Origin of the sequence: Streptomyces sp. NPDC048002 (assembly GCF_040653275.1) — a bacterium.
In the GTDB taxonomy this organism is placed as follows: Bacteria; Actinomycetota; Actinomycetes; order Streptomycetales; family Streptomycetaceae; genus Streptomyces.
Genome location: NZ_JBEZNL010000043.1, coordinates 23,741 through 39,071 on the forward strand (window position 1 = coordinate 23,741; position 15,331 = coordinate 39,071).

Genomic DNA, 15,331 nt, shown 5'->3' on the forward strand with positions numbered 1-15,331 from the left:
CCCCCGAGTACCCGCATGACCGCGATCGACTCCGAAAGCCGGATGCTGGGAGCGGGGATGTGGCCCCGCCGGTGGGATCGGAGGGGCGCGGCGCGTTGTCGGCCTGGTGATAGAGAAGCGGCGCAGGGGTACTCGCGGGCCATGACTGCCATGGAAATGCCCTACACGACAGCCGCGGGTGGAGCGACGGGCGTGATACCGCTCCTGGTCGGGATCGTCGTCGTCGCCCTGCTGATCGGGATGGCGCAACTCGGAATCCGCAAGCGCCGCCGTCGGCCCCCGCCGCCGCGACCGGAGGAGCAGCCCCATCGGCCGGTGGACCGGCGGACGGACGGCCGCCGGGGCCCGGAGCGGTAGGGCCACGTCATGCCAGAACCCGGTCGCGGGCGCGCGGCGGACACCAGGCGTTCTTCCGAAGGAGAGGCGGCACGAGGATGAGCAGGCGAGACGAGCACGAAGACCGCTACACGAGCCCGCGGGCCGACAAGCCGCTGCCGCGGGACCCCCAGGACCAGCAGGCCACGGGTGAGCCGAAGGACGATCCGCTCGCGATCCCCGTCCCCGACGGGCGAGGCGAGGGGGAGGGAGAGGGGCCGGTGCCCGACACCGACGAGGCCGGCACCGGCCGGAGGGACGACCGCGACCTCGACTCCGACACTTCCCACGTCGAAGAGGACCCCGAACCGGACGAACCCACCGGTTGACCCGGTTGACCCGGTTGACCCGGTTGACCCGGTGGAATCGCAAGCTCATGGGGGTGCGCCGCGGCGCACCCCCATGGCGGTACTCAGACCGTTCCGCGCCAACCGCCCGAGGCACCGCCGCGGTCCTCGATGAACGCCTTGAACCTCTTGAGGTCGCCCCTGGCCTGATGCCGGACGAACCCGAGTTTGTCTCCGACGGTCTCCGCGATTCCGGAAGGGTCGTGGTCCAGTCGGAGCATCACCTTGGTACGGGTGTCGTCGAGCCGGTGGAAGGTCACCGCTCCGGCCTGCCGCACCTCCCCGTGCACCGTGGTCCAGGCGATCCGCTCGTCCGGGTGCTGTTCGGTGATCTCCGCGTCGAACTCCCTGCGGACCCCGCCGACTTCCGTCACCCAGTGGGTCAGCGTCGTCGACAGCTGTTCGATCCGCTCGACGCCATCCATGAACTGAGGGAAGCTCTCGAACTGGGTCCACTGGTCGTAGACGGCGCGCAGAGGGGCGTCGACCTCGACCGACTCCTCGATCTTCGACATCTTCAACTCCACTTCCTCGTCCGTGTCCCGTGGTCGGGCTGATGCCGCGGCGGGTACCCACCCGCCCCCGCGGTACACGGTGTCCTGGAGCGAACGCTGTTCTGACCCGCGCGGGTGCACGGGGCTGCGCTGTTGGCCTCAGCCGGGACGGTCCTGGTTCTCGATGTACTCCTTGATGACGGCGACCAGAAGTGCTCACCCCACAGGTACGTGCGGATGTGGCAGGGGAACTCCTGCCGGAGGCGCCGGGCGGAGACGCCCTTGAGGGAGCCTACGAGTCGGGAGATGGTGACCTTGGGCGGGTAGTGCACGAGCAGGCGGACGTGGTCGCGTTCGCCGTTGAACTCCCGCAGCTGGGCGCCGAAGTCGGTGCACACGTCGCGCATGACCTCTTCGCAGCGTCGAAGGGTCTCGTCGGTGCATGGCACGCCGGTGCTTGGGTGTGAAGACCACGTGTGCGTGGATCGTGCATGCAACGGTACGGCCCCTCCGGATGGAGGGGTTCGATTCCCGACGTGGTGACGTAGAGCATTGCTACGATCACGGCTGTGAAAATCGTGACGCAGGTCAAACTCATGCCGGATGCCGCGCAGGCATCCATGCTTGAGCGCACCCTGCGTACGGTCAACGACGCCGCGAACTGGGTGTCGGAGGTGGCGTTCGAGCACGGCGTGCCGCGTGAGTACGAGCTGCGCAAGCACACCTACACCCACCTCAAGGCGCGGGGGCTGGGTGCGCAGGCCGCGCAGCACGTCATCAAGAAGGTGCGCGACGCGTACACCACGCTCAGGGCCAACATCCGTGCCGGGAACCTCGGCAAGGAAGGTTCCAGGCGTCGCCGCAGGGCCGAGTCCAAACCGGTCACCTTCCGGCCCGAGGCTGCCCAGCCGTATGACGACCGGTGCCTGAGCTGGCAGTACGATCAGCGGACCGTTTCCATCTGGACCGTGGACGGCCGGGTCAAGAACATCCGCTTCGCCTGCTCCGCCGACGCGTTCAGGATGCTCCAGGCGCACCGGCAGGGTGAATCCGACCTGATCGAGCGTGACGGCGTGTTCTACCTCGTCGCCACCTGCGACGTGCCCGAGGCCGGGCAGTACGAGCCGGACGGCTTCATCGGCGTGGACCTCGGCATCGGGAACATCGCCACCGCCTCCACTGGCTACCTCGCTGCCGGGCGGGGACTCAACCGGTACCGCAAGCGGCAGCTCGCGCTGCGCGCCAAGCTCCAGAAGAAGCGCACCAAGAGCGCCAGACGGCGGCTCAAGGCCCGTGCCCGCAAAGAGGCGCGGCACGCAGCCAACACCAACCACATCATCTCCAAGACGATCGTGACCGAGGCTGAACGCACCGGACGCGGCCTGGCCCTCGAAGAACTCAAGGGAATCCGCACCCGGGTACGGCTCCGCAAGCCCCAACGGGTCGCACTCCATTCCTGGGCATTCGCTCAGCTCGGAGACTTCATCGTCTACAAGGCCAGGCGGGCCGGTGTGCCCCTGGTCTTCGTTGATCCCGCCTACACGTCGCAGACGTGCGCCGAATGCGGCCACGTCGACAAGCGAAACCGTGTCGGCCAGGGGCTTTTCATCTGCCGGGGGTGCGGGGTCGTTGCCCACGCCGACCGGAACGCTTCCCACAACATCGCCGCCCGCGGCGAGAGCGTGTGGAACGCGGGGCGTGAGTCACGCGTCCCTGACACCCCATAACGGGGTGTCAGGACGGAGAAGTCCACCCCAGCAGCCAGCTGGGCACTACCTCCAAGCCCGGTCCTTCAAGACCGGGTCAAGTTGACCGAGAACCACCTGCGCTGGGTTCACGAACTCGCGCCCGAACTGCCGCTCGGGCTGCTCACCGGCACGCTGCACGCCGACCCCGTGGCCGTCGCCGAGGACCTGCACCTGACGTCGTACAACCCGAGCGGCGCCGCGCTGGAAGCCCGGCCGGAGACCGTGCATCAGCTGCATGACGCAGGGGTCGCCATCATGGTGTGGACGATCGACTCGGCCGCGAAATGGAAGCTGTACGACGAGTACGGCGTCGACGCGATCATCACCAACCGGCCCACTGAGCTGATCGGTTGGACCCAGTCCCAGGCCCAGCAGGTCACTCCCGCGACGGCCGTGACCGTCACCTCGCCCGCCGACGGCGCCCAACTGGACCGCGCCCAGCGTCCCGTGATCGCGGTGGACGTGGACAACGCCGAGGCCGCGCAGACCGTCATCACCGTCGACGGTGTGCCGCGCGAAGCGGGGGAGGAGCTGGCCCTGACGGAACTGACCGCCGGCGAACACACCTTGACGGTCAAGGCGACCGGTCCCTCGGGTACCGCCACGGCGACCAGCACCTTCACCGTCAAGGCCGACCGGGCCGGGCTCGGGCACCTGATCCTCGCCTCCCGCGGCAAGCAGAGCACGGTGTCCGTGCTCCTGACGCAGCTCGCCCACGGCAAGTACTCGCTGCTCGCCAGAACCGCGGAACTGGCCGCCCGGCAGAACGCGCTCCCGGCATCCGCGGCGAAGCTGATCGCGTCCGACGCCCGACAGCTCGACTCCGGTACCCAGGGCAACTGACAGAGCACGGCTCTCGTGTGTGCGGGCGGGGCCCCCTTGGGCAGTTTGAGTCCGAAGTGGCCGCGCCTGCCGTCGGGAGACCCATGTCGATCACCGAGTCCTTGGGGGCTCCGTTGCTCACCGTGGCCGTCACGCTGGGCGGCGGCTGGCTTGTCACCACCCGGGTCGCCGACCGTTGGGAACAGGTCAGGAAGAGCCGCGAGATGGATCTCGCGGCAGCTCAGGACTTCCAACGCCTCTACGGCGAGTTCGTGGCCGTTTGGAAGACGTGGAACGCCCTCACGGGCGGCCACACGCCTGTCACCACGCCCGAGCATCCCGGCTGGGGCTGCCTCGAACGGGCCACCACCGCCGAGGGCCAGATCGAGGCGCTCATGGCCAAGTTGGCCGCGGAGCGCTTCCTCACCGAGGACGAGATCGACATGCTCGGCGGTGTCCGCCAGGCGTTCAAGGTCGTCCGCCGGAGTATCAGACAGGGAAGACCCATCGCCTGGAACTCCTCGGGAGCCAGGCCCTACCAGGCGATCAAGACACTGTCGGCGGCCACGTCCGTACTCCTCAACACGGCGCCCCGTAAGCGTAGTCGGCCCAGCGCCACCGTCGCCGCCCGCAACTTCCGTGAGATCACGGACAATCGCCACGAGGCCACTTGGATCGACGCCGCGCGGCGCTTCCACTGACGACGGCGGTACCTCGGACCGCGAGCCCAGCGGTCGGTGTGCTCAACCCCGCAGCCGCGCCCTGAGCACGTCCACCTCGCAGCCCGGTGATCCGGGCCGCCGTCGCTCGGTTTGTCGCGGTGCGCGGGAGGCTGGATGACGCCTCGTCAAGAGGTCAGGCTCCGAGGGGAGTCCTGGGTCGCTGCCTCATCGTCCCGCGCGGCGGCACGCAGGGCCGCCTCCACGCGGCTGTCGCTGGTCATCGTCGCCGTGACCGCCGTCATCGCCAGGAGCAGACCCGCGGCGGTGTACAGAGGGGTGCGTACGTCGTAGGCGGTGGCCAGCCAGCCGCCGAGGAAGGCGCCGAACGGGGCGGCGCACATGGCGAGCATCCGGGAGGTGGAGGTGACCCGGCCCATCAGGTGCGTCGGGACGATCGCCTGACGGAGGGAGGGAGCGAGGACCATCGTGGCGCCCATGCCCGCGCCGCAGACGGCGAGCGCGAGGCCCGCGAGGTACGGGTTCGAGGCGGTGGCGAGGCCGAGGACGGCGAGTCCCTCGACCGCGGCCGTGCAGGTCAGCGCCGTGCCGGTGCCGAGGCGGCGGCCGAGGAAGGAGGCGATGCCCGCGCCGACCAGTCCGCCTGCCGCCTCCGCCGTGAGCAGCAGGCCGAAGCCGAAGGTGCCGATGCCCAGGCGGTCGTGGGCGAAGAGGGCGAGGACCGTCTCCACGGCGATGAAGGCGATGTTCCCGACCGCCGGACGCAGCGCGAGCCCGAGCAGCAAGCGGTCGCGGAAGACGTACGAGGCGCCGGCGCGGGCCTGTTGGAGCAGCGACTCGCGGGCCTGCGGAACGGGTCGGGGCGCCGCGGGCAAGGACCGTACGAGCAGGGCCGAGAGGGCGAACGAGACCGCGTCGGCGAGGAGCGGAACCGCCCGCCCGAGAGTGAGCAGGGCACTGCCCGCGGGGGGCCCGGCGAAGCCGGACATCGCCGTCTGGGTCCCGCGCAGGCGGGAGTTGGCCCGCTCCAGCAGCGCGGGGTCACGGCCGAGGAGGTCCGGGAGGTAGGCCGAGGCGGCCGTGTCGAAGAAGAGTCCGCCGAGGCCGAGGAGGAAGGCGACGGTGGCGAGCAGCGGGATGCTCAGCAAGTCCAGGGCCGCGGCTGCCGCCGGTACCACGAGCAGTGCCGCCCGCGCCGCGTCGGTGACCCACATCGTGACGCGTCGGTCCCAGCGGTCGACCAGGGCGCCGCCGAGCACCCCGAAGAGCAGCCACGGCAGGGTTCCGGCGGCGGTGACGACGGCGAGTGCCATCGGATCCCGGGTCAAGGTCAGCGCGAGCAGCGGCAGGGCGGCATGTGACACACCGTCACCGAGTGAGGAGATCGTCTGCGCGGTCCACAGCCGTCCGAACCCGGTCGGCAACTTGCTTATGGGTGACGTCATTTGGCGTCCTCCTCGGCGGCCTGTGCGCGCGAGGCCGGGTGGAACAGGGCGAAGACGAGGGAGGTGTCCGGCAGGGACGGATCGGACAGCGCCCGGTACTCGTCCGCCAGCGCCTCCAGTCGCGTCCCCAGCTCGGCGAACTGTTCGTCGGTGAGGCGCAGATGCGCCATGCGGACGTGCCTGGCGCTGTCCGCGGAAGCCCTCTCCAGGTCCGCCATCGCGTGCCGCATCAGGACGTCCGGGCCGCCCTCGCCCGGGTCCGGCAGCACGATCGACCGCGCGGCCATGGCGTAGTAGCGCTCGGTGACCCCGCGTACCTTCCGGGTCCGGACCACCTTCACCAGTCCGGCCCGCTCCAGCAGCCGTACGTGGTAGCTGGAACTCCCCTTCGCGAGGCCCACTCGGTCGGCGATCTGCGTGATGGTGGCGGGCTCGAAGCGGAGCACGGCCATGATCCGGTGCCGCGTGAGGTTGGAGACGGCACGCAGCTGTTCGTCCGTGGTGACGTGAAAGGTCTCGGGAAGGTCGTCGGCAGGCATGCGAGCAATGGTCAACGACTCTTGACCATTGCGCAAGGGGATTGTGGACACTGAACGTGGTGGTGGGCCTTGTCCGGGATCTGCGGTGCGTGCGGCGGCCGTTGTGGCGTAGTACTGCTGGGGAGCCTCAACCTGAGGCTCAACGCCCGATCTGTGTTGCCTTGGAGTTGTCGATGGCCGTTCGTCGTGTCGTACCCAATGTCCGGTCGGAGGCTGTGGAGGAGAGCCGCGAGTTTTACGGGCTGCTGGGGTTCGAGAAGGTCATGGACCACGGCTGGATCATGACGCTCGCGTCGCCGTCGAGCCCGACCGCGCAGATCAGTCTCATGGGCGAGGACAAGACCGCGCCCGTCACCCCGGACCTCAGCGTCGAGGTGGATGACGTGGACGCGGCCTACGCGGCTGTGCGGGAGAGCGGTGCGGAGATCGTTCATCCCTTGCAGGACGAGGAGTGGGGGGTGCGGCGGTTCTGCGTGCGCGACCCCAACGGCCAGGTGGTGAACGTACTGGGGCACCGCTGACGGGCAGGGACGGCGGGGGCGCGTGTCGCGTGCGCACGGCGCTCGCGTGGGGCGTGTCACCCCGGTCCGTTGCCGGGCGGGCGTGGTGGACCGGGCCGACCACGTGCCATGATGGCTCGCGACAAAGGCGACGGCGGAACGAGGAAGCCGGTGTGAATCCGGCGCGGTCCCGCCACTGTGATCGGCGAGCGGACCCCGAACAGACCACTGCCCGGATGCGGGTGGGAAGGCCGGGGCGAGCCTTGACCCGAGAGCCAGGAGACTCACGCGGTCGCCTCCTCGACGTAGCTGGGGCGGATTTCCCCGGAGAGGAGGGCGTGTAGTGATGCCCTTGGAGGGGTTGCGACCCGGCTCGATGCCCTGCGGCCACGGCGTACCGTGGTCGACCGCGGGGGTTGCGCGCCGCCCGCTGACACCCGGTTTCCCGCGGCTCCGTACCCTTGCCCCGCTCCGTCTTGTGACCCCGCTTCCACCTACCCGGTGCGGTCGTTCAGCGGCTCCGGCTGCCGTCGCGACCCCGTAGCCGAGCGGGGGCGACGCCGCTTACCCGGTCGTCGACACTCGACGCGAGTGCCCCCAGCCGTGCCCCGGACCGTGATCCGGACCGTTCCCGTGCCATCCCTCGGTGAGAGGACCCACCCCATGACGGGCAAGCGCCCTGTGACCCTGCTGTCGGCGATAGCCGCGGCCCTGCTGATGTCCGGCTGCGGTGAGAGCGCCACGCGGGACGATGCCGCTCCGAAGGGTGCCGCCGCCGACGGTTACCCGGTGACGGTGTCCAACTGCGGGGTGAGGACGACCTATCAGCGTCCCCCGGAGCGAGCGGTGTCGCTCAACCAGCACGCCACGGAGGTCATGCTGGCACTCGGCCTGGAGAACTCGATGGTGGGTACGGCCTACCTCGACGACGAGATCCTCCCCGAGTACCAGGACGCCTACGACGGCATCGACGTCATCGCGAAGGAGTACCCGTCCTTCGAGACGCTGCTGGCGGCCGAACCCGACCTGGCGTACGGGGGGTTCGCCTCCACCTTCGACGAGAAGGACGGCCGCAGCCGCGAGGCCCTGTCCGACGCGGGCATCAACTCCTACCTGAACATCGAGGAATGCCCCTCCGGCCCCGTGACGATGGCCACGATGGACCAGGAGATCCGCAACGTCGCCAAGATCTTCGGCGTCTCGGAACGCGCCGAATCGGAACTGAAGGAACTCCACGCCACCCTCGACACGGTCGAGGAGAAGCTCGACGGAGTCGATCCGGTGGACCTCTTCGTCTACGACAGCGGTGACAAGACCGCGTTCACGGCCGGCGGGGCCGGTATCGGCAACGAGATGATCGAGCAGGCCGGTGGCGTGAACCTCTTCGCCGATCTGGACAAGGCGTTCGGTGACGTGTCCTTCGAGCAGGTCGCCGAACGGGCGCCCGAGGTCATCGTCATCTACGACTACGGCGACCAGACGGTCGAGGACAAGAAGAAGTTCCTGCTGGCGAACCCGGCCCTGAAGGACGTACCCGCCATCAAGAACGAGCGGTTCGCCGTGCTGCCCCTGTCGTCCACGGTGCTGGGCGTCCGGGTCCCCGCAGCGGTGGAGTCCCTGGCCCGCCAGATCCACCCGGACCGCTTCAAGTGAGTGAGGCGGCGGAACTGACCGAGGAGCAGGGCACGAAGTCCGCCCTCCCCGCGGTGCGGGACGGCGGCGCCGATGGCCGGCGCACCCGTCGGATGCCCTTCCCGCTCGTGCTACTGGTGCTCGGCGCGCTCGTCGTGGTCGCGGCCACGTTCGGGATCGCCGTCGGGTCGATCAGCGTCCCGGCCGGACAGGTGTGGGGCATCCTCCTGCACCGGGTGCATCCGGCGCTGGCCGATCCGACCTGGACCCCGGTCCGCGAGACGATCGTCATCGACGTACGGCTGCCGCGGGTGCTGCTCGCCGGGGTCGTCGGCGCGGGCCTGGCGGTGTCCGGGATGGCCCTTCAGGCCCTCGTGCGCAATCCGCTCGCCGACCCGATGCTGCTCGGGGTCTCCTCGGGCGCCTCGGTCGGCGCGGTGCTCGTCGTCGTCCTCAACCTCTCCCTGTTCGGGGTCTTCTCCCTGCCGATCGCGGCCTTCCTCGGGGCACTGGCCGCGCTGGTCGCCGTCTACTTCCTGGCCCGCTCCGGTGGCCGGATGACCACCGTCCGGCTCGTGCTGGCGGGCGTGGCGACCGCCGAGGTGCTGTCGGCGCTCGCCAGCTTCCTGATCGTCACCTCCGACGACCCGCACAAGACGCAGTCGGCGCTGCGCTGGATGCTCGGCGGGCTGGGCGGCACCACCTGGACCGTGGTCTGGATCCCCGTGGGCGCCGTCCTGCTCGGCACCGCCGTCCTGCTCGGCGTCTGCCGGCCGCTGAACCTGCTGCTCGCGGGGGAGGAGGCGGCCGTCGCGCTCGGTCTGGACGTGCACCGCTTCCGGGCGGCGCTGTTCACGCTGGTCGCGGTGATGATCGGCACGATCGTCGCGGTCAGCGGCCAGATCGGCTTTGTCGGCCTGATCATGCCGCACGTGGTGCGCCTGCTCGTCGGCGCCGACCACCGCCGTGCGCTGCCCGCCGCCGCCCTGCTAGGCGCGGCGTTCCTCATCGCCGCGGATCTCGCGGCACGCACGGTCATGAGTCCGGAGGAGATTCCGGTGGGCATCCTCACCGCCCTGGTCGGCGGTCCCTTCTTCCTGTGGCTGATGCGTCGGAGGACAGCATGACGAGGACGACGGAGACGCCGAGCGAGAAGCCGACGGAGAAGCCGACGGAGAAGCCGACGGAGAAGGCGACCGCCAAGGCGACGGAGAAGGTGATGGAGAAGACGGTGGATCCGATGTCGGTCACGGCCGCGCCCGGCACCCTGGCCGTGGAGGACGTCTCCGTCGTCGTCGAGGGACGGGCCCTGGTGGACCGGGCGTCCCTGCGCGTGGACCCCGGCGAGGTGGTCGGCCTCGTCGGACCCAACGGGGCCGGCAAATCGACCCTGTTGCGCACCGTCTACCGGGCGCTGCGTCCGACCTCGGGACGGGTGCTGCTCGACGGTCAGGACGTCCGGCGGATGAAGGGCAAGAGCCTCGCCCGGCTGCTCGCCGCCGTTCTCCAGGAGTCCGCCGGCGACTTCGAACTCTCCGTCTACGACGTGGTGGCCATGGGCCGTACCCCGCACAAGCGGCCCTTCGACGGGGACGACGCCGACGACCGTGCCGTCATCATGGCCGCGCTCGCCGAACTCGACGCCGCCGGACTCGCCCGTGCCCCCTTCTCCCGGCTGTCGGGCGGCGAGAAGCAGCGCGTGCTCATCGCCAGGGCCCTCGCCCAGCGGGCGGGCACGATGGTGCTGGACGAGCCGACCAACCACCTCGACCTGCGCCACCAACTCGACACCCTGCGCCTGGTCCGGCGGCTCGGGGTGACGGCCCTCGTCGCGCTCCACGACCTCAACCTGGCCGCCGCGTTCTGCGACCGGATCTGCGTGCTGGCCGGCGGCCGCGTCGTCACCACCGGTCCTCCCGCGCAGGTCCTCACCGCCGAACTGCTGGCCGATGTCTACCGCGTCGACGCCGAGGTGACCAGGCGCCCCGGCACCGGTGCGCCGCCCATCACGCTCCTCACGGGCACCGACTCCTTCGGGAGGCCGAAGTGAACACCTCACGCCAGGCACCCGGGACCGTCGTCGCCGAAGCCCTCCAGGACATCGCGGCGTTCGGATCCTTCTTCTCCGTCGAGTCGGGCGGCCCAGCCGAGGGTTGGCATCCGGTCGAGGAGGCGTACGCCCGCGGCTTCGCCGACCTCGTCGCGGCGACCGCGGACCGCTACGGCACCGGTGAACTGCGCATCGGCGCCTCCATCGTGCAGCTCGGGCACGCCGCCCGCCTGTGGTCACCCCTGCTGGCCTGCACGGTCGTGCACGCGATCGTCCCCGATCTGAGCCGGGTCCTGCGCGCCGACGACGGCCCCGCACTGCGCCTGCCCGCGGACCCCGACGGCTGGTACGCCCCGGCGATACCGCGGCTCACGGAGGTGCTGTACGAGATGGTCATGACCCGGCACCTGGACGTGCTCGCCGCCGGACTGCGCGTCAAGGTGGCTCCCGGACTGCTCGCCGGCAACGCGGCGTCGGCGCTGGTGGAGGCGGCGCGGGCCGTCCTGACCGCCCGCCCGGACCTGGCCGACCCCCTTTCCGCACTCGTCGCGGGCCTGCTGAACACGGGCCGGCTGAACGGCACCGGAAAGGTCCTGGGACCCGATCTCACCTTCCGCAGGCGCAGCTGTTGCCTCTATTACCGGGTGCCTTCCGGTGAGAAGTGCGGCGACTGTTCCCTGGCCCGATGAACGGCCCCGTCGCCGACCGGGCGTAGCCACCGCACGGCGGCTACGGTCACCTCCGTGAGTACGGCACTGACAAGATCGACCGAGACCTGCGGTTCCAACAAATGCTGGAAGGAACCGACGAGATCATGCGTGTCATCGTGGCCCGCGGACTGACGGAGGCATTCGGATGAACGACGTCCTGTTCCATGTGACGGGCCGGGCGGGCCATATCACCCTCAACCGCCCCAGGGCCCTGAATGCCCTCACCCACGACATGGTGTCGCGCATCGACCAGGCGCTCACGGAGTGGGAGGACGATCCGGCGATCGAGACCGTGGTCATCAGCGGTGCGGGAGAGCGCGGTCTGTGCGCCGGCGGTGACATCCGCGCCATCCACGACGACGCCCGCGACCGGGACGGCAGCGCCTCGGCCGCGTTCTGGCGCGACGAGTACCGGCTCAACGCCCGTATCGCCCGCTACCCCAAGCCGTACGCAGCCCTCATGGACGGCATCGTGATGGGCGGAGGCGTCGGCGTCTCCGCGCACGGCAGCGTCCGGATCGTCACCGAACGGTCCAGGATCGCGATGCCGGAGACCGGCATCGGTTTCGTCCCGGACGTCGGCGGCACCTACCTGCTCGGCCTCGCCCCCGGTGAGCTGGGCACCTGCCTCGCGCTGACGGGCGCGCAGATCGGCGCCGGGGACGCCCTGCTGTGCGGGCTGGCAGACCACTATGTGCCCTCGGCCCAGTTGGGCGATCTCGTCGACGACTTCGCCCACCTGCCCGCGCGCGAGGCCGTCGCCCGCCATGTGACGCCCGATCCCGAGGGGGAGCTGCCCGGCCGCAAGGAATGGATCGACGCCTGCTTCTCCGCCGACACCGTCGAGGAGATCGTGCGACGGCTCCTCGCCCACGGTGACCCGGCCGCCAAGGAGACCGCCGAGACCCTGCTCGCCAAGTCCCCGACCTCGCTCAAGGTCACCCTCGCCGCGGTGCGCCGGGCCCGCCGTCTCGGAGTGCTGGAGCGGGTGCTGGACCAGGAGTACCGCGTCTCCTGCGCCGCCCTCACCGCACCCGATCTGGTGGAGGGCATCCGTGCCCAGGTCATCGACAAGGACCGCAACCCCCGATGGTCGCCGACGACACTCGACGAGGTGACCGACGCCGACGTCGAGCGGTTCTTCACCCCTCTCGGCGAGCGTGAACTCGGCCTCGCCACCGCCGACCAGCAGGACGGGATGGGCGCCTTCGCCGACCAGCGGCCCCCCGAGTTCCGGCACCGCTGAGCGGAGTCCGGCAGGACCGTGCGGTCCGCACTCGGTGCCGAGTGCGGACCGCACGGGAGCCCGGGTCCCGTCAGGCGCCGGCCGGGGGAGTCGCGGCCCGCCGCCGCTGGAGCAGCGGGAGCACGGCGTCCAGGACCAGGAAGGCCAGCAGGGACCAGCCCAGCAACGGGAACGCCCAGCCGACCGCGGCCACCACCGGTACGGCGACGACCAGCGCCGGCCAGGGCAGGTGCCGCCAGGTGCCGCGCGCCGGCGCGCGGCCGACGAGGGCACGGCGGTCGGCGCGCGTGGGCCGCCGCTGCCACCACATGCGGTAGCCGAGCACGATGCCCACGCTCAGGCCGAGCGCGATGACCGCGAGGACGATCTGGTTGGCCAGGCCGAACAGCGTGCCCATGTGGGCGCGCACCCCGAGGGTGCTGAGCTTCGCGAGCACCGGGTGGTCGGCCCAGTCGACGCGGGAGGTGATCTCGCCGCTGTGCGGGTCGACGGCCGCCTGGTCCAGGTGGACCGGCCACAGCCCGTCGGTCTGGGCGACCGTCCAGGTGCTCTCCTCGTCGGCGGGCACGGTCAGTTCCACCGGGCCGTCGAGGCCGGCGCCACGGGCGTTCTCCAGGATTTGGTCGACGCTCAGACCCTCCGGCAGGCCGGCGCCCGCGTCCGCGGAACCGTGCTCGTCGGAGTGGTCGTGGCCGCCCGACGCCTCCGAGCCGGAGACCGAGGTGTCCAGCTCGGGCGCGTAGGCGCTCAGCGAGGTGCGCAGCTCGGTGAAGCGCTCACCGGCGTACGCCGACCAGGTCAGCCCGGTCGCGCTCAGGACGAGCAGTCCGGCCGAGATCCACACACCGGTGACGGCGTGCAGGCTGCGGCTACGGCGCACACCCTTCGTCCCGCGCTCGGGCACCACCGTGTTGCGCTTGGCCCCGCCCGCGTAGGAGCGCCGGCGTCCGAACCACAGCAGCAGACCTCCGAGGACCAGCACCCACAGCCAGCTCGCGGCGAGTTCGGAGTACAGGCGGCCCGTCTCCCCGAGGTGCAGGTTGCGGTGCAGGTCGTCGAGCCAGGTGGCCAGCGGGGTCGATCCGAACCAGGTGGTGAGGGCGCCGCGGACCTCGCCGGTGTAGGGGTCGACGTAGACGGTGCGCTGCTTGTCCTGCTCGGCCAGCTCGGGGACGGAGAGGACGACCTTGGTGGTGTGGTCGTCGGCCTCGGGCGGGATCACCGAGGCGATGGTGCCCTCGGGGTGGGCCTCGCGGGCGGCGGCTATCTGCTCCGACAGGGGCTTCGCCGTCTCACCCACCTTCTCCACCCGCAGCTCCTGGCCGTACACGATCCGGTCCAGCTGCGGAACAGCCGTGTACGCCAGCCCGGTCAGCGCGGCGACCAGCAGGAAGGGGGCGACGAGGACACCGGCGTAGAAGTGCAGCCGGGTCAGCAGGGGCCACCAGCCGGAGCGCGTGCGCGTGGCGGCCGGGGCGGCGGTGGGGGAAGCGGCGGACGCGGGCGTCCCGGCCGGGGAGTCGGCGAGTGGGGCGCCGTCGGGGGAGGCGTCGGATGTGGTGCTCATGCCTGGGTTCAGCTCCTGAGGTCCAGCCCGGACCGCACAGGGTGCGGCCGGGATCTGTTCACTGCCAAAGGGCGCGTGCCACCGGCGCTCCCGGCGTGACGAGCGGTGCCGTGCCGAGGGCGGGGGTGGTACGCGTGAGAGCCGCCGCGCTCCCGGTTGACCGGGGACACGGGCGGAGGAACACCGGAAGGGGTCGGCGGTGCGTCGGCACCGTCGGCCCGGCCGGATCAGTGAGTGAACAGAACGGGTGGACCCCGCCGGGCGAGCGTGTGCTCCAGGACCCGGATCCGGCACGGCACCTGGTGGGCCGTGCGGAAGAGCGGAGGCAGCCGCCGCCATGCCAGCCGTGCCTGGAGCCGCGCCCAGCGGCGCAGCAGAACGAGCGCGTGCAGCGCCGTCGACAGGGGTGCGCCGAGCAGTCGGCACAGCCGCCACACCAGCGCCTCGCCCTGTCGCAGCCACCAGGCCGTACCGAGTCCGGCGACGAGGTGCGCGAGCAGCATCAAGGGACTCAGATGCGTGGAGGCCATGACCATGCCAACCGGAGCGGCGCCGGCGTCGGCCGCCCCGTTCACGGCTTCCGCGCCGTAGAACGCCGTGGCGTCCGCGTGCGCCAAGTGCTTGGCGTGCAGGCCGCCTTGGGCGGCGGGGGCCGTGGCGGTGTGGCCGGGCCCGGTGAGAGTGAAGAGCAGGTGGAGGGCGCCCTGGGTCAGCGTGACCGCGCCGGCGAGCTGCCCGAAGGTGCGTTCCCTTCCGGCGAGGCGCCCCGCGAGGAGGGCGACGGTCGTGCCGCCGAGCGCGAGGGCGAGAAGGGGTGGCCGGTGTCCTCCGGCGAGGCTGTGACCGGTGGCCGCGAGTGCGACGCACACCAGGGTGAAGAGTGCCACCCGCGCGGCGCGGAGCATGCCACGGTCGGCCATCACCCCTCCTTGCGCTCGTCGGGCGGCTCACGCCGTTCCCGCACTTCTACGCGCGCGGGTTCCTCACCGTTCAATCTCGGCCACGGAAGTCTCCGAACGAGGTCGGATTGGTCATCGTGGCCGGTCCCGTACGGCAGACGTTCCCTTTGTCGCCCGGGTCGGCTGAGCTTACCGGGACCGGAATCAGCCGCACCAGGGGGCGTCGGGAACGCTCATTCGCCGTGTGCCTTCACCGGGTACGGCACGTCGGCGGGCC

At 70.9% G+C, this 15,331-nt stretch carries 16 protein-coding genes, 2 pseudogenes and 1 riboswitch; of the genes and pseudogenes, 12 read left to right on the forward strand and 6 right to left on the reverse strand.

The genetic code is table 11. From position 1 onward, the window contains the following. The first annotated feature begins 141 nt into the window (after positions 1 to 141). Entirely contained in the window at positions 142 to 357 is a 216-nt protein-coding gene (locus AB0E07_RS33845; protein WP_362260689.1) for a DUF6479 family protein, read from the forward strand. 77 nt (positions 358 to 434) lie between these two features. Next, a complete protein-coding gene (locus tag AB0E07_RS33850; RefSeq protein ID WP_362260691.1) occupies positions 435 to 704 on the forward strand; it encodes a hypothetical protein in 270 nt (89 codons plus the stop codon). Between the two features lie 83 nt (positions 705 to 787). On the opposite strand, the gene AB0E07_RS33855 is transcribed toward AB0E07_RS33850, so the two are convergent. Next, entirely contained in the window at positions 788 to 1,237 is a 450-nt protein-coding gene (locus AB0E07_RS33855) for an SRPBCC family protein (RefSeq protein ID WP_362260693.1), read from the reverse strand. 176 nt (positions 1,238 to 1,413) lie between these two features. Further along, positions 1,414 to 1,732 (reverse strand): annotated as a pseudogene (gene tnpA / locus AB0E07_RS33860) (IS200/IS605 family transposase); the annotation flags it as partial. An 80-nt stretch (positions 1,733 to 1,812) separates the two neighbouring features. Here tnpA and AB0E07_RS33865 point away from each other — a divergent pair. The 3 genes from AB0E07_RS33865 to AB0E07_RS33875 all read left to right on the forward strand — a co-directional run bounded on the left by AB0E07_RS33865 (position 1,813) and on the right by AB0E07_RS33875 (position 4,487). Then, positions 1,813 to 2,943, forward strand: coding sequence for a transposase (locus AB0E07_RS33865; RefSeq protein WP_362260749.1), 1,131 nt, complete (start codon positions 1,813 to 1,815; stop codon positions 2,941 to 2,943). A gap of 81 nt (positions 2,944 to 3,024) precedes the next feature. Beyond that, positions 3,025 to 3,807 (forward strand): glycerophosphodiester phosphodiesterase family protein, encoded by a 783-nt coding sequence (locus AB0E07_RS33870; protein WP_362260695.1) that lies wholly within the window; start codon positions 3,025 to 3,027, stop codon positions 3,805 to 3,807. Between the two features lie 83 nt (positions 3,808 to 3,890). After that, on the forward strand, positions 3,891 to 4,487 hold the full coding sequence (locus AB0E07_RS33875) for a hypothetical protein (RefSeq protein ID WP_362260697.1): 597 nt from the start codon (positions 3,891 to 3,893) through the stop codon (positions 4,485 to 4,487). Between the two features lie 146 nt (positions 4,488 to 4,633). Here the strand turns inward: AB0E07_RS33875 and AB0E07_RS33880 are convergent, their stop codons facing one another. Beyond that, entirely contained in the window at positions 4,634 to 5,911 is a 1,278-nt protein-coding gene (locus tag AB0E07_RS33880) for an MFS transporter (RefSeq protein ID WP_362260699.1), read from the reverse strand. Beyond that, positions 5,908 to 6,450: a winged helix-turn-helix domain-containing protein gene (locus AB0E07_RS33885; protein WP_362260701.1), complete on the reverse strand. Its 543-nt coding sequence runs from the start codon at positions 6,448 to 6,450 to the stop codon at positions 5,908 to 5,910. The genes AB0E07_RS33880 and AB0E07_RS33885 overlap by 4 nt, the downstream gene beginning before the upstream one ends. Before the next feature lie 173 nt (positions 6,451 to 6,623). Between AB0E07_RS33885 and AB0E07_RS33890 the strand changes: the two genes are divergently transcribed. The 7 genes and pseudogenes from AB0E07_RS33890 to AB0E07_RS33920 all read left to right on the forward strand — a co-directional run bounded on the left by AB0E07_RS33890 (position 6,624) and on the right by AB0E07_RS33920 (position 12,588). Continuing rightward, complete coding sequence (locus AB0E07_RS33890) at positions 6,624 to 6,971, forward strand: VOC family protein (RefSeq protein ID WP_362260703.1); 348 nt, start codon at positions 6,624 to 6,626, stop codon at positions 6,969 to 6,971. Between the two features lie 137 nt (positions 6,972 to 7,108). Continuing rightward, positions 7,109 to 7,236, forward strand: a riboswitch (cobalamin riboswitch). Between the two features lie 377 nt (positions 7,237 to 7,613). Then, complete coding sequence (locus AB0E07_RS33895; RefSeq protein ID WP_362260705.1) at positions 7,614 to 8,603, forward strand: ABC transporter substrate-binding protein; 990 nt, start codon at positions 7,614 to 7,616, stop codon at positions 8,601 to 8,603. A 92-nt stretch (positions 8,604 to 8,695) separates the two neighbouring features. After that, complete coding sequence (locus AB0E07_RS33900; protein ID WP_362260751.1) at positions 8,696 to 9,709, forward strand: iron ABC transporter permease; 1,014 nt, start codon at positions 8,696 to 8,698, stop codon at positions 9,707 to 9,709. A 113-nt stretch (positions 9,710 to 9,822) separates the two neighbouring features. Beyond that, positions 9,823 to 10,632, forward strand: a complete 810-nt coding sequence (locus AB0E07_RS33905; RefSeq protein WP_362260753.1) for an ABC transporter ATP-binding protein — start codon at positions 9,823 to 9,825, stop codon at positions 10,630 to 10,632. After that, positions 10,629 to 11,321: a (2Fe-2S)-binding protein gene (locus tag AB0E07_RS33910; RefSeq protein WP_362260707.1), complete on the forward strand. Its 693-nt coding sequence runs from the start codon at positions 10,629 to 10,631 to the stop codon at positions 11,319 to 11,321. Before AB0E07_RS33905 ends, AB0E07_RS33910 begins: the two co-directional genes overlap by 4 nt. A gap of 8 nt (positions 11,322 to 11,329) precedes the next feature. Next, positions 11,330 to 11,491, forward strand: a pseudogene (locus AB0E07_RS33915) (acyl-CoA dehydrogenase family protein); the annotation flags it as partial. Further along, positions 11,488 to 12,588 carry an enoyl-CoA hydratase/isomerase family protein gene (locus tag AB0E07_RS33920; RefSeq protein WP_362260709.1) on the forward strand — a complete coding sequence of 367 codons (1,101 nt, stop codon included), beginning with the start codon at positions 11,488 to 11,490 and terminating at the stop codon, positions 12,586 to 12,588. The pseudogene AB0E07_RS33915 and the gene AB0E07_RS33920, both read left to right, overlap by 4 nt. Positions 12,589 to 12,658: 70 nt before the next feature. On the opposite strand, the gene AB0E07_RS33925 is transcribed toward AB0E07_RS33920, so the two are convergent. Both AB0E07_RS33925 and AB0E07_RS33930 read right to left on the reverse strand, forming a co-directional pair. Then, on the reverse strand, positions 12,659 to 14,155 hold the full coding sequence (locus AB0E07_RS33925) for a PepSY domain-containing protein (RefSeq protein ID WP_362260711.1): 1,497 nt from the start codon (positions 14,153 to 14,155) through the stop codon (positions 12,659 to 12,661). Between the two features lie 227 nt (positions 14,156 to 14,382). Next, positions 14,383 to 15,075 carry a hypothetical protein gene (locus AB0E07_RS33930; protein WP_362260713.1) on the reverse strand — a complete coding sequence of 231 codons (693 nt, stop codon included), beginning with the start codon at positions 15,073 to 15,075 and terminating at the stop codon, positions 14,383 to 14,385. Between the last annotated feature and the right edge of the window lie 256 nt (positions 15,076 to 15,331).

Excerpts from the sequence above, each read along its gene's own strand:
- AB0E07_RS33845 (WP_362260689.1), top strand. The coding sequence starts at position 142 with ATGACTGCCATGGAAATGCCCTACACGACAGCCGCGGGTGGAGCGACG.
- AB0E07_RS33850 (WP_362260691.1), top strand. The coding sequence starts at position 435 with ATGAGCAGGCGAGACGAGCACGAAGACCGCTACACGAGCCCGCGGGCC.
- AB0E07_RS33855 (WP_362260693.1), bottom strand. The coding sequence starts at position 1,237 with ATGTCGAAGATCGAGGAGTCGGTCGAGGTCGACGCCCCTCTGCGCGCC.
- AB0E07_RS33865 (WP_362260749.1), top strand. The coding sequence starts at position 1,813 with ATGCCGGATGCCGCGCAGGCATCCATGCTTGAGCGCACCCTGCGTACG.
- AB0E07_RS33875 (WP_362260697.1), top strand. The coding sequence starts at position 3,891 with ATGTCGATCACCGAGTCCTTGGGGGCTCCGTTGCTCACCGTGGCCGTC.
- AB0E07_RS33880 (WP_362260699.1), bottom strand. The coding sequence starts at position 5,911 with ATGACGTCACCCATAAGCAAGTTGCCGACCGGGTTCGGACGGCTGTGG.
- AB0E07_RS33885 (WP_362260701.1), bottom strand. The coding sequence starts at position 6,450 with ATGCCTGCCGACGACCTTCCCGAGACCTTTCACGTCACCACGGACGAA.
- AB0E07_RS33890 (WP_362260703.1), top strand. The coding sequence starts at position 6,624 with ATGGCCGTTCGTCGTGTCGTACCCAATGTCCGGTCGGAGGCTGTGGAG.
- AB0E07_RS33895 (WP_362260705.1), top strand. The coding sequence starts at position 7,614 with ATGACGGGCAAGCGCCCTGTGACCCTGCTGTCGGCGATAGCCGCGGCC.
- AB0E07_RS33900 (WP_362260751.1), top strand. The coding sequence starts at position 8,696 with ATGCCCTTCCCGCTCGTGCTACTGGTGCTCGGCGCGCTCGTCGTGGTC.
- AB0E07_RS33905 (WP_362260753.1), top strand. The coding sequence starts at position 9,823 with ATGTCGGTCACGGCCGCGCCCGGCACCCTGGCCGTGGAGGACGTCTCC.
- AB0E07_RS33920 (WP_362260709.1), top strand. The coding sequence starts at position 11,488 with ATGAACGACGTCCTGTTCCATGTGACGGGCCGGGCGGGCCATATCACC.
- AB0E07_RS33925 (WP_362260711.1), bottom strand. The coding sequence starts at position 14,155 with ATGAGCACCACATCCGACGCCTCCCCCGACGGCGCCCCACTCGCCGAC.
- AB0E07_RS33930 (WP_362260713.1), bottom strand. The coding sequence starts at position 15,075 with ATGGCCGACCGTGGCATGCTCCGCGCCGCGCGGGTGGCACTCTTCACC.